Source organism: Streptomyces sp. NC-S4 (assembly GCF_054353315.1).
In genome coordinates, this window is record NZ_CM135937.1 from 1279496 (window position 1) to 1303875 (window position 24380).

At 72.8% G+C, this 24380-nt stretch carries 25 protein-coding genes; 10 read left to right on the top strand and 15 right to left on the bottom strand.

Annotation, left to right across the window (positions count from 1 at the left end):
- Positions 1–25: 25 nt before the first annotated feature.
- The 6 genes from ACXNSR_RS05340 to ACXNSR_RS05365 form a co-directional block, all read right to left on the bottom strand.
- The gene (locus tag ACXNSR_RS05340; protein WP_382593691.1) at positions 26–1324 is read right to left on the bottom strand and encodes a DUF6986 family protein; all 1299 of its coding nucleotides are present in this window, start codon (positions 1322–1324) and stop codon (positions 26–28) included.
- 183 nt (positions 1325–1507) lie between these two features.
- Positions 1508–3028 (bottom strand): serine/threonine-protein kinase, encoded by a 1521-nt coding sequence (locus ACXNSR_RS05345; protein WP_458640986.1) that lies wholly within the window; start codon positions 3026–3028, stop codon positions 1508–1510.
- Between the two features lie 237 nt (positions 3029–3265).
- Positions 3266–4228, bottom strand: a complete 963-nt coding sequence (locus ACXNSR_RS05350) for an electron transfer flavoprotein subunit alpha/FixB family protein (protein WP_458640987.1) — start codon at positions 4226–4228, stop codon at positions 3266–3268.
- Between the two features lie 58 nt (positions 4229–4286).
- The gene (locus tag ACXNSR_RS05355) at positions 4287–5072 is read right to left on the bottom strand and encodes an electron transfer flavoprotein subunit beta/FixA family protein (RefSeq protein ID WP_030012969.1); all 786 of its coding nucleotides are present in this window, start codon (positions 5070–5072) and stop codon (positions 4287–4289) included.
- A 200-nt stretch (positions 5073–5272) separates the two neighbouring features.
- Entirely contained in the window at positions 5273–5860 is a 588-nt protein-coding gene (locus ACXNSR_RS05360) for a flavin reductase family protein (protein WP_458640988.1), read from the bottom strand.
- A 279-nt stretch (positions 5861–6139) separates the two neighbouring features.
- Positions 6140–6469 (bottom strand): TlpA family protein disulfide reductase, encoded by a 330-nt coding sequence (locus ACXNSR_RS05365; protein WP_458640989.1) that lies wholly within the window; start codon positions 6467–6469, stop codon positions 6140–6142.
- A gap of 235 nt (positions 6470–6704) precedes the next feature.
- Here ACXNSR_RS05365 and ACXNSR_RS05370 point away from each other — a divergent pair, with 235 nt between their 5' ends.
- A complete protein-coding gene (locus ACXNSR_RS05370) occupies positions 6705–7427 on the top strand; it encodes a lysophospholipid acyltransferase family protein (protein ID WP_458640990.1) in 723 nt (240 codons plus the stop codon).
- A 135-nt stretch (positions 7428–7562) separates the two neighbouring features.
- On the opposite strand, the gene ACXNSR_RS05375 is transcribed toward ACXNSR_RS05370, so the two are convergent.
- Together ACXNSR_RS05375 and ACXNSR_RS05380 are read right to left on the bottom strand one after the other, a co-directional pair.
- Positions 7563–7967 (bottom strand): hypothetical protein, encoded by a 405-nt coding sequence (locus ACXNSR_RS05375; protein ID WP_458640991.1) that lies wholly within the window; start codon positions 7965–7967, stop codon positions 7563–7565.
- Between the two features lie 146 nt (positions 7968–8113).
- Complete coding sequence (locus ACXNSR_RS05380) at positions 8114–8674, bottom strand: CGNR zinc finger domain-containing protein (RefSeq protein WP_458640992.1); 561 nt, start codon at positions 8672–8674, stop codon at positions 8114–8116.
- A gap of 81 nt (positions 8675–8755) precedes the next feature.
- Between ACXNSR_RS05380 and ACXNSR_RS05385 the strand changes: the two genes are divergently transcribed.
- Positions 8756–10009, top strand: coding sequence for an MFS transporter (locus ACXNSR_RS05385; protein WP_458640993.1), 1254 nt, complete (start codon positions 8756–8758; stop codon positions 10007–10009).
- Here ACXNSR_RS05385 and ACXNSR_RS05390 read toward each other — a convergent pair.
- The 5 genes from ACXNSR_RS05390 to ACXNSR_RS05410 all read right to left on the bottom strand — a co-directional run bounded on the left by ACXNSR_RS05390 (position 9945) and on the right by ACXNSR_RS05410 (position 15260).
- Complete coding sequence (locus tag ACXNSR_RS05390; protein ID WP_458640994.1) at positions 9945–10544, bottom strand: transglutaminase-like domain-containing protein; 600 nt, start codon at positions 10542–10544, stop codon at positions 9945–9947. The genes ACXNSR_RS05385 and ACXNSR_RS05390 overlap by 65 nt on opposite strands.
- A 91-nt stretch (positions 10545–10635) precedes the next feature.
- Positions 10636–11730 (bottom strand): threonine aldolase family protein, encoded by a 1095-nt coding sequence (locus tag ACXNSR_RS05395; RefSeq protein ID WP_458640995.1) that lies wholly within the window; start codon positions 11728–11730, stop codon positions 10636–10638.
- Positions 11709–12470, bottom strand: a complete 762-nt coding sequence (locus ACXNSR_RS05400) for an SDR family NAD(P)-dependent oxidoreductase (protein ID WP_458640996.1) — start codon at positions 12468–12470, stop codon at positions 11709–11711. Before ACXNSR_RS05400 ends, ACXNSR_RS05395 begins: the two co-directional genes overlap by 22 nt.
- A 26-nt stretch (positions 12471–12496) precedes the next feature.
- Positions 12497–13903 (bottom strand): DUF6421 family protein, encoded by a 1407-nt coding sequence (locus ACXNSR_RS05405; protein ID WP_458640997.1) that lies wholly within the window; start codon positions 13901–13903, stop codon positions 12497–12499.
- Positions 13904–14138: 235 nt separating this feature from the next.
- On the bottom strand, positions 14139–15260 hold the full coding sequence (locus tag ACXNSR_RS05410) for an LLM class flavin-dependent oxidoreductase (protein ID WP_458640998.1): 1122 nt from the start codon (positions 15258–15260) through the stop codon (positions 14139–14141).
- 49 nt (positions 15261–15309) lie between these two features.
- Between ACXNSR_RS05410 and ACXNSR_RS05415 the strand changes: the two genes are divergently transcribed.
- A complete protein-coding gene (locus tag ACXNSR_RS05415) occupies positions 15310–15936 on the top strand; it encodes a PadR family transcriptional regulator (protein ID WP_458640999.1) in 627 nt (208 codons plus the stop codon).
- 190 nt (positions 15937–16126) lie between these two features.
- Positions 16127–16819, top strand: coding sequence for a glycerophosphodiester phosphodiesterase (locus tag ACXNSR_RS05420; protein WP_458641000.1), 693 nt, complete (start codon positions 16127–16129; stop codon positions 16817–16819).
- Between the two features lie 39 nt (positions 16820–16858).
- On the opposite strand, the gene ACXNSR_RS05425 is transcribed toward ACXNSR_RS05420, so the two are convergent.
- Positions 16859–17398 (bottom strand): GNAT family N-acetyltransferase, encoded by a 540-nt coding sequence (locus tag ACXNSR_RS05425; protein ID WP_458641001.1) that lies wholly within the window; start codon positions 17396–17398, stop codon positions 16859–16861.
- Between the two features lie 130 nt (positions 17399–17528).
- On the opposite strand from ACXNSR_RS05425, the gene ACXNSR_RS05430 reads away from it, so the two are divergent.
- The 4 genes from ACXNSR_RS05430 (at position 17529) to ACXNSR_RS05445 (ending at position 20562) form a co-directional block, all read left to right on the top strand.
- Positions 17529–18080 (top strand): DUF5134 domain-containing protein, encoded by a 552-nt coding sequence (locus ACXNSR_RS05430; RefSeq protein ID WP_458641002.1) that lies wholly within the window; start codon positions 17529–17531, stop codon positions 18078–18080.
- Positions 18081–18161: 81 nt separating this feature from the next.
- Positions 18162–19100 (top strand): M56 family metallopeptidase, encoded by a 939-nt coding sequence (locus ACXNSR_RS05435; protein ID WP_458641003.1) that lies wholly within the window; start codon positions 18162–18164, stop codon positions 19098–19100.
- A gap of 58 nt (positions 19101–19158) precedes the next feature.
- Positions 19159–19812 (top strand): phosphatase PAP2 family protein, encoded by a 654-nt coding sequence (locus tag ACXNSR_RS05440; RefSeq protein WP_458641004.1) that lies wholly within the window; start codon positions 19159–19161, stop codon positions 19810–19812.
- A 102-nt stretch (positions 19813–19914) separates the two neighbouring features.
- Complete coding sequence (locus ACXNSR_RS05445; RefSeq protein ID WP_458641005.1) at positions 19915–20562, top strand: TetR/AcrR family transcriptional regulator; 648 nt, start codon at positions 19915–19917, stop codon at positions 20560–20562.
- A 2-nt stretch (positions 20563–20564) separates the two neighbouring features.
- Here ACXNSR_RS05445 and ACXNSR_RS05450 read toward each other — a convergent pair whose 3' ends face one another.
- On the bottom strand, positions 20565–22049 hold the full coding sequence (locus ACXNSR_RS05450) for an LVIVD repeat-containing protein (protein WP_458641006.1): 1485 nt from the start codon (positions 22047–22049) through the stop codon (positions 20565–20567).
- A gap of 76 nt (positions 22050–22125) precedes the next feature.
- Between ACXNSR_RS05450 and ACXNSR_RS05455 the strand changes: the two genes are divergently transcribed.
- Positions 22126–22821: a DUF305 domain-containing protein gene (locus ACXNSR_RS05455; RefSeq protein ID WP_458641007.1), complete on the top strand. Its 696-nt coding sequence runs from the start codon at positions 22126–22128 to the stop codon at positions 22819–22821.
- A 52-nt stretch (positions 22822–22873) separates the two neighbouring features.
- Positions 22874–24238 carry an FAD-dependent oxidoreductase gene (locus tag ACXNSR_RS05460; protein ID WP_458641008.1) on the top strand — a complete coding sequence of 455 codons (1365 nt, stop codon included), beginning with the start codon at positions 22874–22876 and terminating at the stop codon, positions 24236–24238.
- Positions 24239–24380 lie beyond the last annotated feature (142 nt).

Sequence of the window (24380 nt, forward strand, 5' to 3'; positions counted from 1 at the left end):
GTCCGGGCCGCTCGTGGCGCCGGGATCAGTTGGTCGCCGTCAGGGTGGCCGAGCGGCGCGGGATGGCGAAGGCGTCCAGTTCCGCGCGGGTCAGGCCGGTGAGGGCGGTGACCTCGTCGGTGCCCACCGCGCCGCAGTCGAGTCCGCGGACCAGGTAGCCGGCCAGGGCCTTGGCGGTGGCCGGCTCGTCCATCACGTCGCCCTCGATCTTGGCGACGTACGCCTTCAGGCGCGCGGCGGCGGCCTCCAGACCCTCGCGGTAGAAGGTGAAGACGGCCGCGTAGCGGGTCGGCAGGTGCGCCGGGTGCATGTCCCAGCCCTGGTAGTAGGCGCGGGCCAGGGCGCGGCGGGTCAGGCCGTAGTGCAGCTTCCAGGCCTCGTGGACGTGCTCGGTGGTGCCGATCGGCAGCACGTTGGTGGAGCCGTCGGAGACGCGTACGCCGGTGCCGGCGGCCGCTACCTGCATGATCGCCTTCGCGTGGTCGGCGGCGGGGTGGTCGCTCGACTGGTACGCGGCGGAGACCCCGACGCAGGCGCTGTAGTCGAAGGTGCCGTAGTGCAGGCCGGTGGCGCGGCCCTTGGAGGCCTCGATCATCCGGGCGACCGTGGCGGTGCCGTCGGAGGCGACGATGGACTGGCTGGTCTCGATCTGGATCTCGAAGCCGATCCGGCCCGGGCGCAGGCCCCGGGTGGTCTCGAAGGCTTCCAGCAGCTTGACGAAGGCGCTGACCTGCTCGGCGTAGGTGACCTTCGGCAGGGTCAGGACGAGGCCCTCGGGCAGGCCGCCGTGTTCCAGCAGGCCGGAGAGGAAGATGTCCGTGGTGCGGATGCCGCGGTCACGGACGTTGGACTCCATGCACTTCATGCGGATGCCCATGTACGGGGCGTTGGTGCCGTTGGAGAAGGCTTCCGAGACGAGACGGGCGGCGCGGGCCGCGGCCTGGTCCTCCTCCTCGTCGGAGCGGACGCCGAAACCGTCCTCGAAGTCGACGCGGAGGTCCTCGACGGGCTCGCTCAGCAGCTTGGCGCGGACGCGGTCGTAGACGGGTACGGCCAGCTCGTCGGAGATGCCGAGCACCTTGGCGAAGGTGGCGGCGTCCGGGGCGTGCTCGTCGAGGGCGGCGAGGGCCTGGTCGCCCCAGGAGCGGATGGTGTCCGCGGCGAAGACGTCACCGGGGACGTACACCGTGTGGATGGGCTGCCGGGTGCCGGGGTCGCCCGGGTAGTGGCGCGCGAGCTCCGCGTCCACCGGCGCGAGGGAGGCGCTGATGCCCTCGCTGACCGCGCCTGCGAGGCTCGTCGCCACCTTCTCCTGCTGACCCATCGTGCACTCTCCTCTTTTCCGCTTCACGGAAGCTTAGATCCGCATAGCAGAATTTAGTCACGGGGTTCCGCTCAGTCAATGGTCCCCCTGCCGTCCTGGACGAACGACCCGGGGCCACGTGGTGACAAACACCACACGGCCCCGGAGCCGGAGAGTGCGCAGGTCAGCTGCTGCGGAGTCGGATCAGGCCGGGGCCCTCGCCTCCCCCAGGCGGGGAACGAACAGGGCCGTGACGAGGGCCGCGGCCGGCCACACCGCCAGCCCCCAGCCCACCGCCGCGTAGACGGCTCGGCCATCGGCCGCCAGGATCCCGGCGAACACCACGGCGTTGAACAGACCGGACTCCGTACCGAGCCAGGCCACCCAGGGGTCCCGCCGGGTCAGCGCGCCCACCAGCCCTCGGACGAAATGGGACAGGAACAGCAGCACGAACCCCGACAGGAGCAGGACCAGCACCCCCACCCACCAGGGGGCCGGCGGCCAGAACAGCAGCAGCACACCGATGAGGGCACCGGCCGTCAGCGCCGCCGCGACCCCCCGGCTCTCCTCCTCGGTCACGTCCGCGGAACTCCTGGAGACGAGGAACGCCAGCAGGCAGGCGAGCAGCGCGGCACCGAGCGCCCCGAGGGTCAGCGAGCCCCATTCGCCGAGGAGGACGAGCTGGGTGTACACGCCGGCGGCGGCGAGCACGGAGCCCCACAGGAGCCGCGGCCGGGTGCCGGGGACCGACGAGGCCGGAATCGGGTGGCGGGTCCCGCCGGGCGCGGCGGGGGCCGGCGGCGCATCGGTTCCGAGGGCGGTCTCGGTGTCGCGCCGGCGCCCCGGATCGGTCACCGTCCGGGAGCGGGACCGCGAGCGGGCGCCCGCCGCCCCCTTGCGCAGCCGGTCGATCACCTGCTGCGCGTCGGCCGGTCGCGCCGCGGGCTCCTTGGCCAGCAGCTCCAGCACCAGCCGTTCGAGTTCCTCGGGCACCGCGGGCCTGAAGTCCCTGATCGGGGCGGGCTCACCGGTGAGGTGCTGCGAGAGCACCGACAGCCCGGAGCCGGTGAACGGCGGGCGGCCGGCCAGCAGTTCGTACAGCATGCAGCCGAGGGAGTACAGGTCGCTGCGGCCGTCGATGCGACGGTCACCGCGTGCCTGTTCCGGGGACATGTAGGCCGGCGTGCCGATGGCCGCGCCGGTGGCCGTCAGGCCGGTCCCGGTCTCCTCCGCCAGGCGGGCGATACCGAAGTCGCAGATGGTGACGTCGGCCTCGGCGGGCCCGTGGACCATGATGTTGGCCGGCTTGATGTCCCGGTGGACCACACCGGCCCGGTGTGCCGCGGCCAGGCCCTCGCAGATCTGGACGGCCCACCGGACCACGGCGGCGGGGTCGACACCCGAGCGGTGCTCACCCAGTACGGCGGTCAGGGGACGCCCCCGCACCAGCTCCATCACGAGGAAGAGCACCGGGGTGCCGTCGACCTCGACCTCGCCGTGGTCGTGGACGGTCACGATCCGGGGGTGGGCCAGGCTCGCGGCCGTACGGGCCTCCTTGCGGAACCGCTCCTCCAGGAGGTGGTCACCGGCCACTCCGCGGGAGATCACCTTGACCGCGACCTCCCGGTCGAGCCGCAGGTCCCGAGCCTGCCACACCTCGCCCATCCCACCGGCCCCGAGCCTGCGCTCCAGCCGGTACCGCCCCTCCAGTAACGCGCCCCGCATAGGAAGAACTCCCTCCCCGTTCCCGAGCCCTCCCCGGGCCGATCGCAGCCTACGCCCCTCCCACGACCGCACGAGAGGGGTTGGACGAGCGATCCCCCGCCCAGGGGAAAGGCGGGGCCGAAACCGACGAGGGCCTCCCGGTCCGGTGCGGACGTCACCGTCAGCACCGGCCCCGGAAGGCCCTCGCTCGTTCGTGCAACCGAGACGCGTCGCGTCCTCGTCCCGGGGGCGGGGCTACTAGCCCTTGCGCGCCTTGATCTCGTCGGTCAGCTGCGGGACGACGGCGAAGAGGTCGCCGACGACGCCGTAGTCGACGAGGTCGAAGATCGGGGCCTCGGCGTCCTTGTTGATGGCCACGATGGTCTTCGAGGTCTGCATGCCGGCCCGGTGCTGGATCGCGCCCGAGATACCGGAGGCGATGTACAGCTGCGGGGAGACCGACTTGCCGGTCTGGCCGACCTGGTTGGAGTGCGGGTACCAGCCGGCGTCCACGGCGGCACGCGAGGCGCCGACGGCCGCACCGAGGGAGTCCGCGAGGTCCTCGATGATGTGGAAGTTCTCGGCACCGTTGACGCCACGGCCGCCGGAGACGACGATCGCGGCCTCGGTCAGCTCGGGGCGGCCGGTCGACTCGCGCGGGGTGCGAGCGGTGACCTTGGTGCCGGTGGCCAGGGCGCCGAAGGTGACGGCGAGCGCCTCGACGGCGCCGGCGGCCGGGGCGGCCTCGACCGGGGCCGAGTTCGGCTTCACGGTGATGACCGGAGTGCCCTTGGAGACGCGGGACTTGGTGGTGAACGACGCGGCGAAGGCGGACTGCGTCGCGACCGGGCCCTCGTCACCCGCCTCCAGGTCGATGGCGTCGGTGATGATGCCCGAGCCGATGCGGACGGCCAGGCGCGCGGCGATCTCCTTGCCCTCGGCGGAGGACGGGACGAGCACGGCGGCCGGGGACACGAGCTCGTACGCGGCCTGGAGCGCGTCCACCTTCGGCACCACGAGGTACTCGGTGAACTCGGGGGCGTCGGCGGTGAGGACCTTGACCGCGCCGTGCTCGGCGAGCACCGCGGCGGTGGCGTCGGCACCGGCGCCCAGGGCGACGGCGACGGGCTCGCCGATGCGGCGGGCCAGCGTCAGCAGCTCGAGGGTGGGCTTGCGGACGGCGCCGTCCACGTGGTCGACGTAGACGAGAACTTCAGCCATGGGACTGCTCTCCTGCGATTGCGAAGTGTCTGGGGGCTAAGAGGGGTGGCCGAGGTTCTTAGATGAACTTCTGGCCGGCCAGGAACTCGGCCAGCTGCTTGCCGCCCTCGCCCTCGTCCTTGACGATCGTGCCGGCGGTGCGGGCCGGGCGCTGCGCCGCGGAGTCGACCGCGGTCCAGGAGCCCTCGAGGCCGACCTCGTCGGACTCCAGGTCCAGGTCGGACAGGTCCCAGGACTCGACCGGCTTCTTCTTGGCGGCCATGATGCCCTTGAAGGACGGGTAGCGGGCCTCGCCCGACTGGTCCGTCACCGAGACGAGCGCGGGGAGGGAGGCCTCCAGCTGCTCGCTCGCGGTGTCGCCGTCACGGCGGCCGGTCACGGTGCCGTCCTCGACCTTGACCTCGGAGAGCAGGGTGACCTGCGGGACGCCCAGGCGCTCGGCCAGGATCGCCGGCAGCACGCCCATGGTGCCGTCGGTCGACGCCATGCCGGTGATGACCAGGTCGTAGCCGGCCTTCTCGATCGCCTTGGCGAGCACCAGCGAGGTGCCCATGACGTCGCTGCCGTGCAGGTCGTCGTCCTCGACGTGGATGGCCTTGTCGGCGCCCATCGAGAGCGCCTTGCGCAGCGCGTCCTTGGCGTCCTCGGGGCCCACCGTCAGAACGGTGATCTCGGCATCGTCGGCCTCGTCGGCGATCTGCAGCGCCTGCTCGACGGCGTACTCGTCGAGCTCCGACAGCAGGCCGTCGACGTCGTCACGGTTGACGGTCAAGTCCTCGGTGAACTGCCGGTCGCCCGTGGCGTCGGGCACGTACTTCACACAGACAACGATCCTCAGGCTCACGCCGGCTCTCCTACCGCATCGTCTTTTCTGGTACCGCCTTATGCAGGCAGCATAGGCGCCTTGTCGGGCGGATCCCGGTCGGGGCGGCCCGCGCTCCGAAGGGAATGTTACTCGTCAGTACATCGTGGGTCCCGCCAAGTCGCAAGGCTGGTGAGCTGTGATCTGCCCAACGCCGCCCGACCCTGCCGAGCAGGGACGATTCAGTCGCGCAACGCGTTGAAGCGCCCCTGGTGGTACAGCAGGGGGCGGCCTTCCCCGGCCGGGTCCCCGACGACCGCCTCAGCGATGATCACACGATGTTCGCCCGCGGGCACACGTGCGACCACCCGGCAGACCAGCCACGCCAGGACGCCGTCCAGCACCGGTACCCCGTGCGGGCCGGTGGCCCAGCCGGTCGGCGGGCCGAAGCGGTCGGCTCCGCTGCGGGCGAACAGGCCCGCCAGCTCCCGCTGGTGTTCGCCGAGTATGTGGACGCCGAGGTACTCGCTGTCGCGCACCGCGGGCCAGCTGGAGGCCCCGGTGGAGATCGTGAAGGACAGCAGCGGCGGATCCGCGGAGACGGAGTTGAGCGAGGTGGCGGTGAACCCCACCGGGCGGCCGCCGTCCTGGGCGGTGATCACCGCGACGCCCGCGGCGTGCTGCCGGAAGACCGAACGCAGCAGGTCGGGCGAGCCGGTGCGGGCCGTGCCGGTGGCCGGGTCGATGGCCGTACCGGCGCCGGTACGGGGGGAGAGCGGGGAGCGGGGGGACGGAGCCGTCGGGACCGTCGGGACTGTCGGAGCAGTCATCAGGGTTCTGCCTTCTGCCGCGGGACACGCGGGCGCTGTCGGGGATCGGGGGCCGGGCTGTTCAGTGGCCCCGACAGCGCGCGCTCGCGTGGCGGACGAGGTCCACATGGACCCGTCCGTAGAGCAGGAGTTCATACCGCATGCCGCCAGCGTGGCGATCTCCCGTGGACCCAGTCAAGCGGGATCGGGCAGATGTCAGGCGCGTCACGCTGTGTGCGGGCGCGCGCACCGGCGCCCCCGGCCCCGCCGCGTCGGGCCGCGCGGTGACCGGGCCGCGCGTCATACGGCGGCCCCGAGGGCGGCGATCACGTCCACCTTGCGCGGCATTCCGGCCGCCCGCCGCACGATCCGGCCCGTCCGGTCCAGGACCAGCACGGTCGGGGTCTTCTCGATCCCGAGGGCCCGTACGAGTCCGAGCCGCTCCTCCGCGTCGATCTCGATGTGCGCCACCCCGTCCACCATCGCCGCGACCTCGGCGAGGATCCGCCGCGTGGCCCGGCAGGGCTGGCAGAAGGCGCTGGAGAACTGCACCAGGCTGGCCCGCTCCCCCGGTTCGGCGCCCAGTTCGGCCGCGCCCAGCCGGGTCCGCCCGTCTTCCTGCCCGAGCACCCGCGCTCCCCTCGCCGTATTTCGTCCGCGTACATCATCCTCGTACGCTCGTCCGTGGATCGGAGCGCCCCACGGGCCCTCGACATTCCCGGCGTGATGAGAATCTCCCCTGGCAGGGGCTTCTGGACTGGCCAGCGGGCCGCGTATGGGGCACGATCCCCATGGTCGCGTACCTACGCTTCCGTAACTTCCGGCCGGGAGAACCTCCCCAGGCAGAAAGCGGTGTCTCCCCACCATGGCTGAGCTCGTCTACCCTCCCGTGATCGGCGCCGCGCACGGACTCTTCCGCGCGCTGGACATCCGCATCGACATGAAGGGCACCGAGAACATCCCCCGCAAGGGCGGTGCGGTCCTGGTGTCGAACCACATCGGATACCTCGACTTCATCTTCGCCGGCCTGACGGCGCGGCCGCAGAAGCGCCTGGTCCGCTTCATGGCCAAGGAGTCGGTGTTCCGGCACAAGGTGTCCGGTCCGCTGATGCGCGCGATGAAGCACATCCCCGTCGACCGCAAGCAGGGCGAGGCCGCCTACCAGCACGCCCTGGAGTCGCTGCGGGCCGGCGAGATCATCGGCGTCTTCCCCGAGGCGACGATCTCCCAGTCCTTCACGCTCAAGAGCTTCAAGTCGGGCGCCGCGCGCATGGCCCAGGAGGCCGGGGTCCCGCTGATCCCGGTGGCGCTGTGGGGCACCCAGCGGCTGTGGACCAAGGGCCGGCCGAAGAACCTCAAGCGCAGCCACATCCCGGTGACGATGCGCGTGGGCGAGCCCGTGGAGGCCCCGGCCGACCAGTACGCCGGCGCCATCACCCGCCGGCTGCGCGAGCGCGTGCAGGAGCTGCTGGACGCCGCGCAGCGCGCCTATCCGGAGAAGCCGAGGGGTGCCGACGACTCGTGGTGGCTCCCGGCCCACCTGGGCGGAACCGCGCCGACGGCGGCCGAGGTCCGCGACGCCGGCTGATCCCCTCCGCGCACGGGGCGGGCAGGTTCCCGGGCCGCCCCTCCCAGATCCTGCCGGCCGGGCCCGCGGCGTCCGGTGCCGTGCCCGGCAGCGCCGTCGGGCGTCGCGGGCCCGGCAAGATCCGAAAGAGACGGCCTAGACGGGGGCGGCGCCCGGGGGTTCGCAGGGGGCGGCGAAGCACTGCCACTGCGGCTTCCCGTCCGGGATCCGCACCCCGTCGTCGCCGTGCCTGCCGGGACGGTACCCGCCCCATTCGTCGTGGCCCCACGGGCCGTAGGGGCCCCACTCGTCGTAGGGCTCCGTTTCCGGGCCGGTGCCGCCCGGCGGTTCGCAGGGGGCGGCGAAGCACTGCCACTGCGGCTTCCCGTCCGGGACGTGCACCCCGTCGTCGGTGCCGTCCGCCACGACGGTGCGCGGCGCCGTCGGGGTGGCGGCGAAGGCGGTCGTGGGGACGAGCACGCCTCCCGCGGCGATCGCGGTCGAGGCGACGAGCAGGGCGAGGCGCCGGGGTCGGGGTCGGGGTCGGATGTGGTGGGTCATGGCCGTTCTCCTCGTGCAGGAAGCCGGGATGGTTCCCTCCAGTAGGCGGCACCCGACATCTCCCGTCATGCCACTGGATCTCGTGGCTTGACGGGAGATATCGGGTGGGCCCCGTTCCGGCCGACGGCCGCGGCTGCGCGGGGGCCTCAGCCCTCCCCCTCGCGCTTCCGGCGGCGGTGGGCCGCGACCCGCTCCCGCGTGGCGCAGGCGCCGGAGCAGTAGCGGCGCGCGCTCCCCGGGCCGGTGGCGAGGAAGAACCGCCCGCAGCCCGCCGCGGCGCAGGCGCCCCAGGCGATCCGCCCGTACTCCGTGAGCAGCTGGGCGAGCGCGAGGGCGCCCGAGGCGAGGAACCAGTCGCCCCAGCCGGCCTCCTCGCCCCGGTCGACGTGCAGGTGCCAGGGGTGGCCGTCGTGCCGGGTCAGGCGGGGGCGGGTGCCGTACTCCGCGAACAGTGCGTTGAGGGCCTCGGCGGCGCGGTCCTCGTCGCCCTCCCCGAGCACCTCCCCCATCCGCCGGGCCGCGGCGCGCAGTTCGGCCGCGCTCGCGTCGGGGAACGCCTCCGGCGTGAGGTCGGCGGGGCGCTCCCCGTGCCCGGCCAGCAGCTCCGCGAGCGCGGCGCGCGGCAGTTCGGGGTCCGCCCGGACCGCTTCGGCGAGGTCGATCAGCCTCCGGGCCGACGAGAAGCCGCCCCTCCTCGAGTCGCTCATCCGCACATCCTTTCGCCGGGCACGTACATGACGTAACGTCTTGTACGTCTATCGCGTTACAGCATACCGGGGAGGGGTCCCATGGGAGGGTTCGGGCGGTACCTGGCGGCGGCACTGGCCGCGCGCATCGCCTCGGAGGGCATGGGCATGGCCGTGGTGTTACTGGCCCTGGAGCGCACCGGGAGCGCGGGACACGGGGCGTTCGTCCTGACGGCCTGGCTGGCCCCGCACGTCCTGGCGGCCCCGCTCGCGGGGGCCGCCGCGGCCCGGACCCGCCGGCCGCGCCTGTTCCACGCCGGCGCCCTGGCCGGGTTCGCGACGGCCGTCGCGGCGCTGACCGTCCTGCTCGGCCGGGCCCCCGCCCCGCTGGTGCTGGCCGTGGCGGTGCTCGGCGGCTCCTGCGGGCCGATGGTCACGGGCGGACTGTCCAGCCTGATCACCGGCCTGGTTCCGGCGGGGCCCGGGCGGGACCGGGCGTACGGCTGGGACGCCGCGACCTACAACGCGGCGGCCGTCACCGCGCCGGCGGCGGTCGGCCTGGTCGCGGCCCTGGGCTCGGCCGGGCCCGCCATGGCCGTCCTGGCCGCGTCCGGAGCCGCGGCGGCAGCGCTTGCGGCCACCCTCCCGTACGAGGACCGGGGCGCGGGCCCGGCCCCCGACTCGCCCCGGGCCGGGCTGGGCGCGGGGCTCGCGGCCCTGTGGCGGGTCCGTGAGCTGCGGGCGGTCACCTCGGCCACGACCCTGGGCTTCGTGGGCATCGGCTCGCTCACCACCGTCTCGGTGCTGCTGGCCACGGAGCTCGGCAGCCCGGGCGGCGGGGGCGTCCTGATGACCGCCTTCGCGGTGGGAGCGCTGGGGGGCTCGCTCACCTTGGGCCGGATGACGTCCGTGGAGCCCGGCCGGCAGGTGCGGTGGGCGCTGGCCGGCACCGGGGCGGCGCTCATGGGGGCAGCGTTCGCCCCGTCGGTGGCCGTGACGGCAGCGCTGTTCGCGCTCGCCGGGGTGTGCGACGGGCCGCTGCTCACGGCCACGCTGCGGATCCGCGCCCAGTACGCGCCGGACGGGGTGCGCACCCAGGTGTTCACCCTGGGCGCGGGGCTGAAGATGACGGCGGCGTCGACCGGGGCGGCCCTGGTGGGGATCGTGGCCGACGCGCCCGCGGCGGCGCTGCTGACCGGGATCGCCGGACTGCTGCTCGCGTCGGCGCTGCTGCACGCCCTGACGGTGGTGCGGGAGCCAGGGCGGCCCCGCCGGCCCGCCCGTACCGGGGCTACAGAGCGCTCGGCAGGTTCCGCCACAACTGCGGCCGGTCCGAGGACTCCCGAAGGGCCCTGAGCGTGACCGGGTGCGGGGCGGCGTAGAGCTCGGGGTAGTCGATCTCGCCGAGCTCCGGGCGCACGGGGAAGGCCAGTCGCTCCCGGTCGAGGTCGAACCGGGCGTCCACGCCGGGCTTGTTGCCGCGCGGGTCGAGGCGGGACCAGCGCGCACTGCCGGGCAGCCGCAGGGCGACCAGGCCGTGCACGACGGGGTTCGCGCCGTGGTCGTCGACGAGGCGCTGGTAGCACAGGGCCCCCGGGATGCCCTGGGCGCGCAGCAGGGCGACGAGGGCGTGGGACTTGGCGTAGCAGATGCCATTGCGCGTGGCGAGGACCTCGGAGGCGCGCCAGGCGACGCGCGGGTCGCCGGAATCGCCCGAGTGCGGGATGGTGTCGCGGACGAACTCGAAGGCGGCCTTGGCGTATGAATATGCGTCTTCGTTGGCGCTCCAGAGGGTGTCGGCCGTTTCCTGTACGACCGGATTCCAGTGGTCGATCGCCTCGCCGGACGCCAAGTAGGCATGAATGTCCGGGCTCTGCTGGATGAGCTGCATGGCCGGAGCATAGCTATACCCCCGACCGCGAATCCATGGATTTACGGTCGAGGGTATAGCTATGCAAATCTTCGCAGGGTGCTGGTGCCGACTAGCGTGCCAGCTCTTCCTTCAGCGCCTGGAGGAAGCCGTCCACGTCCTCTTCCTGGGTGTCGAAACCGCACATCCAGCGGACGTCACCCGCGGCCTCGTCCCAGAAGTAGAAGCGGAAACGCTTCTGCAGCCGCCGCGAGACCTCGTGGGGCAGCCGCGCGAACACCGCGTTCGCCTGCACCGGGTAGAGGATCTCCACACCGTCCGTCTCACGCACGCCGGCGGCGAGCCGCTGCGCCATCGCGTTGGCCTGGCGGGCGTTGCGCAGCCACAGGTCCTTGGCGAGCAGGGCCTCCAGCTGCACCGACACGAAGCGCATCTTGGACGCGAGCTGCATCGACATCTTGCGGATGTGCTTCATCTGCCGGACCGCGTCCGGGTTGAGCACCACCACGGCCTCGCCGAACATCATGCCGTTCTTGGTGCCGCCGTACGACAGCACGTCCACGCCGACCGCGTTCGTGAAGGCGCGCATCGGCACGTCGAGGGAGGCAGCGGCGTTGGCTATCCGGGCACCGTCGAGGTGGACCTTCATGCCGAGCCCGTGGGCGTGCTCGCAGATCGCCCGGATCTCGTCCGGGGTGTAGACCGTGCCCAGCTCGGTGTTCTGGGTGATCGACACGACCTGCGGCATCGCCCGGTGCTCGTCCTCGAAGCCCCAGGCCTCCTGGTCGATCAGCTCGGGGGTGAGCTTGCCGTCCGGTGTCGGTACGGCGAGCAGCTTCAGGCCCGCCATCCGCTCCGGCGCGCCGCCCTCGTCCACGTTGATGTGGGCGCTCTTGGCGCAGATCACGGCGCCCCAGCGGTCCGTCATCGCCTGGAGGGCGGTGACGTTCGCGCCGGTGCCGTTGAAGACCGGGAAGGCTTCCGCGTACGGCCCGAAGTGGCTGCGGATGACCTTCTGCAGGTGCTCGGTGTAGTCGTCCTCGCCGTACGCGACCTGGTGGCCGCCGTTGGCGAGCGCGACGGCGGCCAGGACCTCCGGATGCACTCCCGCGTAGTTGTCGCTCGCGAACCCGCGCACCGCCGGGTCGTGGTGCCGCCGGGCGTCGGTCCTGCCTGCCTCGGTCCTCACGGTTGCGGAGTGAGCCACAGACGCTGTCCGTTCACATCGATGGCGGGCCGCTCCCAGACGCCGGCGATGGCCTCGGCCAGTTCCGTCACGTCGGTGAAGCCCGCGAACTTCGCATTGGGACGCTCGGCGCGCATCGCCTCGTGCACCAGTGCCTTGATGACAAGGATCGCAGCTGCCGCGCCGGGGCCCTCGTCACCCCCCGCCTTGCGGAAGGAGTCCGCCATGGCCAGGGTCCAGGCCTCGGCCGCCGCCTTGCCCGCGTTGTACGCGGCGTTGTTGGCGACCGGCTTGTGCGCCCCGGACTGGCTGATGAGCACGTAGCGCCCGCGGTCGCTGCGCAGCAGCCCGTCGTGGAAGGCCAGCGAGGTGTGCTGGACCGTGCGGATGAGGAGCTTCTCGAGGAAGGTCCAGTCCGCGAGGTCCGTATCGGTGAAGGTCTTGCTGCCGCGCCAGCCGCCGACGAGGTGTACCAGGCCGTCGACGCGGCCGAACTCCTTCTCGGTCTGCTCGGCCCAGGCCTTGGTGGCGTCCAGGTCGAGCAGGTCCACGGTGTCACCGGTGATGGTGGCGCCACCGTGGGCGTAGCGCGCCGCGTCCACGGCCTCCGCGAGCCGCGCCGGATCGGCGTCGGACGCGATGACCACCGCACCCGCCTCGGCGAGGCGGAGCAGGGTGGCGCGGCCGGCGGGCCCGCCGGCCCCGGCCACCGCCACCACCGCTCCGTGCAGCTTTCCGTTGCCGTTCCCGGAGCCGTTCATCTCTGCAGCCTCCTGTGGGCGAGTGCTCACGCGGCGACTCGCTCGGCCTGCTCCGCGTTCTGGGCGGTGATGCCCTTGGTCGCTGCGATGGTGCCCTTGAGCTTCTTGGCGAGCGCCTCAAAGAACATGCTGAGCGGAAACTCGTCCGGAAGCACGTCGTCGACGAGCTTGCGCGGCGGCTGCGTCATGTCCAGGGCGTCGGGGCCCTTGGCCCACTTGGATCCCGGGTGCGGGGCGAGGTAGGTGGAGACCAGCTCGTACGCCTTGAACCAGTGCACGAGCTTCGGGCGGTCGATGCCGGCCCGGTACAGGTCCTCGATCTCGGCGCACAGCTGGTTGGTGACCTGCGGGGCACGCATCCAGTCGATCTTCAGCTTGTTGTCCGTCCAGCGCACGACGTCGTGCTTGTGGAGGTAGGCGAAGAGCAGCTGGCCGCCGAGGCCGTCGTAGTTGCGGTTGCGGTCGCCGGAGACCGGGAAGCGGAACATCCGGTCGAAGAGGACGGCGTACTGCACGTCACGGCCGTGCTCGTTGCCCTCGGACTCCAGCTTCACGGCCTCCTTGAAGGCGGTGAGGTCGCAGCGCAGCTCCTCCAGGCCGTACATCCAGAACGGCTGGCGCTGCTTGATCATGAAGGGGTCGAACGGCAGGTCGCCGTGGCTGTGGGTGCGGTCGTGGACCATGTCCCACAGGACGAAGGCCTTCTCGCAGCGCTCCTGGTCATCGACCATGCGGGCGATGTCCTCGGGCAGGTCGATGCCCAGGATGTCGACGGCGGCCTTGGTCACCTTGCGGTAGCGGGCGGCCTCGCGGTCGCAGAAGATGCCGCCCCAGGTGAAGCGCTCGGGGGCCTCGCGCACGGCGATGGTCTCCGGGAAGAGCACCGCGGAGTGGGTGTCGTAGCCCGGGGTGAAGTCCTCGAAGGTGATGCCGAGGAAGAGCGGGTTGTCGTACCGGGTGCGCTCCAGCTCGGCGAGCCACTCGGGCCACACCATCTTGAGCACGACGGCTTCCAGGTTGCGGTCCAGGTTGCCGTTCTGGGTGTACATGGGGAAGACGACGAGGTGCTGGAGCCCGTCGGCGCGCTCGGCGGCCGGGTGGAAGGCCAGCAGGGAGTCGAGGAAGTCCGGCACCTTGAAGTCGTCCGCGGCCCACTTGCGCAGGTCGGCGACGAGGGCCCGGTGGTACGCGGCTCCGTGCGGGAGCAGCGGCGAAAGGGTCTCGACCGCGGCGATCACGCGGTCGACGGCGGCCAGGACGGTGGCACGGCCGTGGGCGCCCTCGACCTCGAAGTCGATGGAGCCGTCCTTGGCCTGCCAGGGCCGGATCTCCTCCACGGCGGCCTTGAGCTCGGGCCACGCGGGGTGGTCGACCACCCGCGCTCCGGCGGTTATCACGGCGCCGCCGGTACCGGGCACAAGAGTTTCCGTCATGTCACTTCCTCCACAGGAGAACCTCACGTATGGGCAGAGTATGCGTGTGAGGCTCTTCCCCTCAAGAGGGAACTCGGGAAATTATCCTGCGTCACCCCCCATTTCACCGGAAGTCTTCCCGTCCGTTGCTGCGGAACCGACCACTCCGCCCAATTGCGCCAAGGATTCCTCGGCCTGAAGCCGCCCCTCGACCGCGCCGGAACGGGTGGGGCGCGGCGGGCGGCAGAGGCGCACATCACACGCCCCGGAAGTGTGGAATGACCTTTTCGCCCCATTGCCTCAGGGTCTCCAGGCAGGCCTCCTGCCCCACCGTGCCCATCTGGATCAGGCACATGACCTCGTCGGCGCCCGCCTCCCTCAGCCGCTCCACGTACGCGATGGCGTCGTCGGCGGTCCCGTAGGCGTGGTCGGCGTTGAAGGTGGCCGTCGCGGTCGGTCGCACCGGGATGTCCAGCCCGTGCAGCCGGGCCACCACCTGCTCGGCGGCCCGGCGCAGCTCCGCGGCCTCGTCGGCACCGGCCACCACGGCCTCGTCCGGGACCCCGGCCCCGCCGTACCAGTGGCCGATGGACTGGGCGAAGAACCGCTGCCCGCGGGTGCCGATCCGGCGCGCCTCCTCCCGGTCGTCGAGCACGATCGTCGGGCACAGCACGCAGAAGTGGTCGTTGACCACGGTGGACACGAAGAGGCCGCCGTCCCGTCCGGCGATCGCCGCGTCGTAGACGGAGCGCAGCCGCGCGACGGACTCGGGGCCGGCGAAGCCCATCACCAGTGCCCCGATCCCCAGCTCGGCCGCCCGGACCAGGGTCTCGTCCCGGCTGCAGGCCAGGAACAGCGGCGGATGCGGGGTCTGCCGCGGCCTCGGCAGGATCGGGTGCGGGTCTATGTCGATCAGCTCCCCGTGGTACTCCAGCTCCTCCTCCTGCCAGGCGCTGCCGATGATCCGCAGGGCCTCCTCGACCTCGGCGGCGGTGCGGTCCCGGTCCACTGCGCACAGGGAGGTCTCCTGCTCGGTGCCGCCGCGCCCGGCCCCGAGGTCGAGGCGCCCTCCCGAGAGCAGGTCGAGCATGGCGGCCCGTTCCGCGACCCGCACCGGATGGTTGAAGTTGAAGGGCATGCACACGACGCCGTGGCCGATGCGTATGGTGCTGGTCTTGGCGGCGACCCAGGTCAGGAAGACCTCCGGGGCGCTCATGTGCGCGTACCACTTGAGCGAGTGGTGCTCGACCGCCCAGATCCGGTCGAATCCCATACGTTCGGCCAGCACGGCCTGCTCGACGCAGTCGCGGATGACCTGGTGCTCCCGCTCCACCGTCGGGTCGGCGAGCTGGGCCTCGAAGATGACGGAGAATTTCACGGTGCCTCCAGGGTTGGATCGCGTACCCGGTATCACTTCGATTCGAAATATGACTAGTAGTCAGGAGTCGAAGAAGCAAGAGCTGCCGCCGACCGCGTGGGCCGTTCTGGGCCTGCTCTCCTTCCCCGGCGAGCGCACCGGCTACGAACTGAAGAAGTGGGCGGACTCCTCCCTGCGCTTCTTCTACTGGTCGCCGGCGATCAGCCAGATCTACGCGGAGCTGCGCCGTCTGGAGGAACTGGGCTACGCGGCCTCCGTGCGCTCCGGGCCCGAGGAGACGCGGGCCAAGCGGCGCTACGCCATCACCGACGCGGGGCGGGCCGCGCTGGCCGGCTGGGCCGCCGACACCGGCGAGGCCGGACCCCCCGTGCTCAAGCACGGCCTGCTGCTGCGGATCTGGCTCGGCCACCTGGCCGAACCGGAGCGGCTGCGCGCGATGGTCGGGGAGCACCTGGAGCGCACCCGGGGCGAACTGGCCGCCGTACGGGAGGCCATGGAGCACGCGAGCGGCGTACCGGAATGGACCTTCCCGGCCCTCGCGCTGCGCTGGAGCGAGCGGCAGCACCTGGCCGAACTGGAGCTCGCCGAGGCCCTGCTCACCGACCTGGACGGGCTTGCCGGGGCCCCGGCGGACCCGGTCCGTCAAGCCGGCGGGGACGCGCCCACGCCCGGGTGACGCGACAAGGGCGGCTCCGGTCCCGGCAGGGCGCACAGCCCTGGCGGGAAGCGGCCGGGGCGCTCCTGCGGGGCCCTGCACGCCCGGTCCCTTCGCACCCGCGGCGCACTAGCATGCGACCTCATCGCGCGCGGCCGGTCGGGACACCGAAGCCGCGCGGGGAGCCGCCGTCGACGGAAGCGAGAGAACCTTGACTTTCCTCACCATCGGTCACCGCGGGGTCATGGGTGTCGAACCGGAGAACACCCTGCGGTCGTTCCTGCGGGCGGAACGCTGCGGCATGGACGCCATCGCTCTGGACCTGCGCCTGAGCAAGGACGGAGCCCTCGTCGCCGTGCACGACCCCGAGGTGGACCGGACCACCGACGGCTCGGGGGCCGTCGCCGATCTGACCCTGGCCGAACTGCGCGGGCTGGACGCCGGACAGGGCGAGCACGTGCCGGTCCTGGAGGAGGTCCTGGACGCGGTCCGGGTGCCCCTCCAGGTCTTCGTGGCCGACCTGGCCACGGCCCCGGTCCTCGCCGAGCTGGTCCTGCGCCGGGACCTGACCTCCCGGGTGGAGGTGGCCTCCGACCGGGAGGCGGTGCTCGCCGAGACGGCCCGGCTGGTGCCGGGCGTACGGACCGTCCTGTACGCGGCCTCCCCCGGCAGCGGAGCCGCGTCCGTCGTGGACCGGGCGCTGGCCGTGGGCGCCGCGACGATCGCCGTGTACATCCACCGGCTCAGCCTGGACACGGTGGAGTCGGCGCACGCGGCGGGCCTGCGCGTGACGGGCCGGGCGGTCGACACCCTGGGCCTGTTGCGGCTCGCGCGGGCGCTCGGACTGGACGGCGCGTCCACGGACTTCCCCGAGATCCGCAGCACCGGCCGCTTCACCGCCTGACGGCGGCGGGACCGGAGTCCGCCGTGCGGCGGCCCGCGCTCAGAGCGACTTGACCAGCAGCTCGAAGGCGAGGTCGTCGCGGAGCGGGACGCCGAAGCGCTCGTCACCGTAGGGGAAGGGGCTCATCTCGCCGGTGCGCCGGTAGCCGCGGCGCACGTAGTAGGCGATGAGCTCCTCCCGTACGTGCACCACGGTCATCCGCATCTCCTTGGCTCCCCACGTCTCGCGGGCGCGGCGCTCGGCCTCGGCCAGGATCTCCTTGCCGAGGCCCGCGCCCTGGAGGCCGGGGCGGACGGCGAACATCCCGAAGTAGACGTGGTCGTCACGGTGTTCGAGCTGGCAGCAGGCGACGAGCTGGCCCGCGCGCTCGACGACGAGCAGGACCCCGTCCGGTGCGGCGATGACGGCGCGGACCCCGTCCGGGTCGGTGCGCTGGCCGTCCAGGTAGTCGGCCTCGGTGGTCCAGCCGGCCCGGCTCGCGTCACCGCGGTAGGCGGACTCGACGAGTTCCACCAGTTCCGGCACGTCCGCCTCGACGGCGCTTCGGAAACTCAGGGCGGCGTGCTGGGCGGTCGACATCGCGTGCTCCGTTCGGTACGGCGGCATATGACATGCCTGGAAGGCAGGGAGAGCGTATCCCGGAGCCGCGTGAGGGTGCTGTGAGAGGGGCATCTCTCCCCGTGACGCCGACGAACCGGGAGGTTCCGCCGTGCACGGTTCCGCCACTTCCCTCGCCTCCTCCGTCTCCTCCTGGCTGCTGGTGCTGCTGTGTGCGGTGAGCGGCGCGTACTGCCTGCGGCGGGCGCGGGGGGCGGGCGGCGGCGCCGGGGAGGCGGTGATGGGATTCGGGATGGCCCTGATGGCCGTGCCCCTCGGCGGGCGCGGCGACGAGTGGCGGGCGCCCGTGCTGGGGGTGGTCTTCCTCGGGGCGGCGCTGCACTCCCTGTGGCTGCTGCGGGACGGACCGCACCACGCCCACCACCTGGTGGGCTCGCTGACGATGGTCTACATGACCTCGATGGCCTGGACCGGGCCGGAGCACGGGCCGCAGCACCCCCAGGCGGCCGGGCCGCCCCTGCTGACGGGAGCGCTGCTCCTCTACTACGCCGGATACGTGGTCCTCGGCGGAACCCGGCTGGTCACCGCGGGCGATGCCCCGTCCCGGCGGCCGGCCGCCGGGCGGGGCGGACCCGCCGTACTCGTCCGCGCCTGCCGACTCGCCATGGGAATGGGGATGTTGGCCATGCTGCTCACGATGTGACGGCACCGGCGGACGTGTCCTGCGTCACCAATGGCCCGCGGACGTACCCGCGGGTAGTCCCTCGCTCATAGGCTGGCGGCCATGATGGTCCCCGCCGTTCTCCTGTTGCTCGGCGCCCTGACCGCGGTGCTCGCCCCCCGTCTGCTGGCCCGGGCCCGATGGCCCGAGCGTGAGCCGGTCGTCGCCCTGTGGGTGTGGCAGTGCGTGGTCGGTGCCGTGCTCCTGTGCTTCGGGCTGTCGATGCTGCTGAGCTCGGCGGCCGCCTGGCAGGCGGTCCGGGGCCGGCTGTTCGCCTCCGCCCCGCACGGGGTGGCCGACGCGTACGCCCTGGGTGCGGCCGGCGGGCCCTGGGCCGCCGGCACCGCGCTCGCGCTGGCGGGCGGCGGGCTGTGGACCGGGGCGATGCTGACCGGCGAGGTGCTGCGGGCGCGGGCCCGGCGGCGGGCGCAGGGCAGCGAACTGCTGGTACGGGCCCCGCTGCTGCCCGGGGAGGATCCGGCGGGCGCGCGGCTCGTCGTCCTGGAGGGTCCCCGGCCGGACGCCTGGTGGCTCCCCGGAGCGGCCCCGCAGCTGGTGATCACGACGGCGGCGCTGGGCCGGCTGAAGGGCAGCCAGCTGGACGCGGTGCTGGCGCACGAGCAGGGACACGCGGCGGCCCGGCACGACTGGCTGCTGCACTGCTCGCGGGCGCTGGCCCGGGGCTTCCCGCAGGTTCCGGTCTTCGCGGCGTTCGAGGCGGAGATGCACCGGCTGGTGGAGATGGCGGCCGACGACGTGGCCTCCCGACGGTACGGACGGCTGACGATCGCGCTGGCGCTCGTCGGACTCAACGAGGACCGGGGGGTGTTCGCGGCATCCTCGCCCGAGCACGCGCACGTTCCGCAGCGGGTGCGCAGGCTGCTGTCGGCGGCGCCCCGGCTCTCCCCCGGCCGCCGGCTGCGGCTGACGGCGCTGGCCACGCTGGTCCCGGCGATCCCGCTGCTGGTGGCCTTCGTACCGGGGCTGAGCGCCCTGGCGTGAGCCGCACGCACGGCGCTGCCCCGCGCCGCATCGCGGGCGGCGGTGCGAGGATCGCGTCATGCGGAACGATCACTTGCGGTGGACGGGCATCGGCTGCGCCCTGCTCGGAGCGGTCCTGACGGCGCTGGTGGTCGCGCAGTGGAAGCCGCTGCTCGCCCACGACGAGCGGGTCGCGCAGGATCTGCACGCCCACGCCGTCGCCCACCCCGGGATCACGGACCTGATGCGGCTGCTCAGCGACTGGGTGTGGGACCCCTGGACCATGCGGGCGCTGGCCGCGGTCGCCTGCGTGCTGCTGTGGTGGCGGGGCGACCGGGGGCGGGCGCTGCGCGTGGCCCTGGTGACACTGGCGGCCTCGGCGCTGCAGCAGGGGCTGAAGGCACTGGTGGGGCGGGAGCGTCCGGTGTGGCCGGATCCGGTGGACTCGGCCCAGTACGCGGCCTATCCGTCCGGCCACGCCATGACGGCGACGGTGGTGTGCGGACTGCTCCTGTGGCTGCTCCCCCGTCCCGGCCGGGTGCCGGTCGCGCTGGTGGTGGCAGCCTGGGCGGTGGCCGTCGTCTCGGTGCTCGGGGTCGGCTTCACCCGCGTGTACCTCGGGGTGCACTGGCCGTCGGACGTGCTGGCGGGCTGGCTCCTGGGCGTGGCCCTGGTGGCTCTGGCGACGTCCGTGCCCGTCCGCGAACGCGGCGGCGACCCGGTGGAGCGGTGAGGGTACGGCGTGCCTGCCCTGGATGATCCCCCGTGTCACCCAGAGCAGGCGACCCCGTGCGCTGAGTATATTGGCCAGGAGCCAGTCAACGCAGGAGTAAGCATGTCCCCGCGCAGCGCATCGGTCAATGAAGAATTGCGCAGACGTTCCCGGGAGCGGCTGCTGCAATCCACGGTCGAACTCGTGGCCGAACGCGGCTTCGAGGCCACGACGCTCGGCGACATCGCCGACCGGGCGGGCGCGGCGCGCGGCCTGGTCTCGTACTACTTCCCGGGCAAGAGGCAGTTGCTGCAGTCCGCGGTGCACCGGCTGATGCACCTCACCCTGTACGCCGCCCTGGAGCGGGAGCCCCGCAGCGAGTGCGGGCGCGAGCGGCTCGCGCGCGCCGTCGACGCGGTCCTGGGGCTCGCCCGGGACGAACCCCTGCTGATGCGTACGCACATGGCGGGCATCCTCACGGCCGAGGGCTTCGTGCAGTGCCCCGAGCAGCAACGGCTCGCGGAGCTGCTGCGGGACACCGTCGTGCGGTACGGGTCGGCGGACCCGGACGCGGACTACCCGCTGCTGCGGGCCCTGCTGATGGGCGCGGTCGTGGCGGTCCTGCTGCCCGGCGCCCCGATGCCGGCACAGCGGCTGCGGGCCGAGCTGTTCCAGCGCTACGGGCTGGACTGGGAGCTCGGCGTCCCGCCGGACGGCGGGCCGCCCGGCGGAACGCTTCCCTCCTACCCGTCACACCCTTCGCACCCCTGAGGTCAGTGGTACGCGGGCTGGGTCTGGACGTTGAGCCGGTCCATCCGGACCCACTCGGCGCTCTCGGTGCGCCGGTCGTCGAGCCGCAGCACGTCGAGGCCCTTGACGATGTCGTTCGAGTAGATGTGCCCGTTGTAGTAGTACGCCGACCAGGAGCCGCCGAGTCCGAGCGCGTCCGTCGTCAGCGGTCCGCGCTCGAAGTAGGCGATCTCCCGGGGCCGGGCGGAGTCGGTGAACTCCCATACGGAGACGCCGCCCTGGTACCAGGCCTGCACCATGATGTCCCGGCCGCCGCCGACCGGGACCAGCGAACCGTTGTGGGCCACGCAGTTCTCGGTGTCGGCCTGGTGGCGCGGGATCTTGAAGTAGCCGCGGAAGGCGAGCTTGCGCTGGTCCCCGCGTCCGGTGATGTCGTAGATCCCGTCGGCGCCCCGGTTCGGGCCGGTGGCCTCGTTGCAGGTGGCGCCGCCACCGCCGCCGAGTTCGTCGGTGAACACCACCTTGTTCGCCCGTTCGTTGAAGGTGGCCGAGTGCCAGAACGCGAAGTTCACGTTGTCCTGGACCCGGTCGATGACCCGCGGCTGCTCGGGCTTGCTGATGTCGAAGAGGATGCCGTCGCCCATGCAGGCCCCGGCGGCCAGGTCCTTCGACGGCAGCACGGTGATGTCGTGGCAGCCGGTGGTCTTGGAGACGCCCGGGTTGGTGGGAGCGCCCGGGTTGCCGCCGTCGGGGAAGAGGACCGGGAAGGCGACGACCGCGGCCCGGGTCGGCGCCTTCTTCGGGACCTTCACGACCGAGATGCCGTCGTGCGGCGGCTTGCAGTCGGGGAAGGCCTCGTTCGGGGAGTACGAGGCGACGTAGAGGTAGATGTCGCGGTCGCCCGGCACCAGGGTGTGGGTGTGCGAACCACAGGCGGTCTCGACGGACTTGACGTACCTGGGGTTCTTCTTGTCCTTGATGTCGAAGATCTTGATGCCCTCCCACGAGGACTTCTCCGTGGCGGGCTGCGGGACGCTGTTGCAGGAGTCGTCGCTGCGCGAGGAGTCGGTGGAGAGGAAGAGCAGGTCGCCGTGGACGGAGACGTCGTTCTGGCCGCCGGGGCAGAGCACCTGGGTGACGGTCTTCGGTGCCTTCGGGTTCGCGATGTCGTAGATGGTGAAGCCGCTGTAGCTGCCCGCGTAGGCGTACCTGCCCTGGAAGGCCAGGTCGGTGTTGATCCCCGCGGGGTCGGTGCTGGGGATGTTGGCCAGGGGCTTGACGTTGGCGCTGTGCACGATCTCGTCCTGGCCGGGGATGTCGCCCGGGGCGAGCTCCCGGCCCTCGGCGAGGCCTGCGCCGTGCCGGTGCGCGCTGCCGGGTACCAAGTCGCCGGGGTCGGGGGTGGCGGCCGCGGGACCGGCCGCCAGGAGCGTGGCGAGGAGCCCGGCCGCCGCGACGGCCACCCCCACCGTCCTGTTCCGTAACCGCCTGGTGTGGAGCGAGGTCACTGTGCCCTCCCTTGAGAGCCCGATCGGTTCCGCCCGCAGGGGAGCGGAACCTGGACCCCGGAAGTATCTTCCCTTCATGGACATGGCAAAAGACCTCAGGGGTCGTCGCCGGGCCTTACCGGCCCCGCCCGTCCGGTTCGCCGCGGTGGTGGCGGCCGCCGCCGGCCTCCTGCTGACGCTCTCCGGCTGCCAGGGGGACGGCGGATCGGACCGGGCCGAGGACGGCCGGGCCACGATCGTCGCCCCCGGCCGGCCGGGCGAGGAAGCCCGCCGCCTCACCCCCGAGGAGGCCGCGAAGGCGAAACCCGACGACAGCCCGAACGCCGCCGACCACGCCTACGTCTCGCACATGATCGAACATCACCGGCAGGCGCTGACGATGAGCGCGCTGGCACCGGAGCGGGCCGCGGCGGACGGGGTCAAACGGCTGGCGGAGCGGATCACCGCGGCCCAGAAACCCGAAATCGGCGCGATGGAGAAGTGGTTGGCCCGCCACCCCGCCACGGCCGCACCCGGGGCACCGGCGGCGGGCCACGATCACGGCGCGATGCCGGGCATGGCGTCCGAGCAGCAGCTGGCCGAACTGACCGCGGCCAGGGGGACCGACTTCGACCGGCTCTTCCTGAGGCTGATGACCGCCCACCACGAGGGCGCCGTGAAGATGGCCGGCGAGGCGCTGGCGGGCGGGTACAACGTGGCGGTGGAGGAGATGGCCACCGAGGTGGTGGCCACGCAGAGCGCCGAGATCCACCGGATGCGCGGGATGGGCTGACTGCGCGGAGGGCCGGTGTCATGCTGGAAACACTTGCGGGAGGAGCTCCGCCGTGCTTCGTGTCGCCGTCGTCGGTTCGGGCCCCAGCGGGGTCTACGCGGCCCAGACGCTGGTGCAGCAGCGCGAAGTGCCCGGGGTGCGGGTGGACGTGCTGGACCGGCTCCCCGCCCCCTACGGGCTCGTCCGGTACGGGGTCGCCCCGGACCACGAGAAGATCAAGTCGCTCCAGGGCAACCTGCGCACCGTGCTGGAGGACGAGCGGATCCGCTTCCTCGGCAACGTCGAGGTCGGCGGGGAGGCACTGCCCACGGACCGGCTGCTGGAGCTCTACCACGCGGTGGTGTACTGCGTGGGCGCCGCCCGTGACCGGATGCTGGGGATCCCCGGCGAGGAGCTGGCCGGGGTGCACTCCGCCACTGCCTTCGTGTCCTGGTACAGCGGGCACCCGGACGCCGCCGCCGAGACCTTCGGCCTGCCCGGCGTGGATGCGGCGGTGGTGGTGGGGGCCGGCAACGTCGCGGTGGACGTGACGCGGATCCTGGCCCGGGGCCGGGCCGAACTGGAGCCCACGGACATGCCGCAGCCGGCGCTGGGCGCGCTGGCGCAGAGCGGGGTGCGCGGGGTGGCGATGGTGGCCCGGCGCGGTCCCTCGCAAGGCAGGTTCACCACCAAGGAGCTGCGCGAACTGGGCACGCTGCCGGGTGTGGACGCCTGGGCGGATCCGGCCGAACTGGCCCTCGACCCCGTGTACTCGGACCCGGCGGCGGCCGCCGCCCTGCCGGCGGTGGCCCGGCGGAACCTGGAGGTGCTGCGCGGCTGGGCCGGGGAGGCCCCGGGTTCGGGACCGCGCCGGATCGCGCTGCGCTTCTACCTGCGGCCGGTGGAGATCCTCGGCGGGCCGGACGGCCGGGTCACCGGGATGCGCTTCGAGCGCACCGCCCCGGACGGCCGGGGCGGGGTGACCGGGACGGGCGTGCACGAGGAGATCGAGGCGCAGTTGGTGCTGCGCTCGGTGGGCTACCGGGGCGTCCCGCTGCCCGGTCTGCCCTTCGACCCGGCGAAGGGCACGGTCCCGCACGCGGCGGGCCGGGTGCTGCGCGCGGGCCGGGCCTCGGTCGGCGAGTACGTGGCGGGCTGGATCAAGCGAGGTCCGACCGGGGTGATCGGCACCAACCGGCCCTGCGCGAAGGAGACCGTGTCCTCGCTGCTCCAGGACGCGGGGGCACTGGCCCGGCGCGACCTCCCCGAGGACCCGCTGGGCGCCCTGCGTGCGGCGGGCCTGCGCCCGGTGGAGTGGCCGGGCTGGCTGGCCATCGAGGCCGCCGAGGCCGATCTGGGCCGTTCCCTGGGCCGCCGCTCGGTGAAGATCCCCGACTGGACCGGTCTGCTGGCCGCGGCGGGCCCGGACCGGGCCTAGGTCGTCTCTTTCGGGTCTTGTCGGCCGAGCCCGCGGCGTCCGGTGCCGTACCCGGCAAGGCGGAGGTGCGCCCTGCGTACTGGACGTACTCGGGCGCGCCGACAACGCGGCCGGGTGCGGTGCCGGGCGTCGCGGGCCCGGC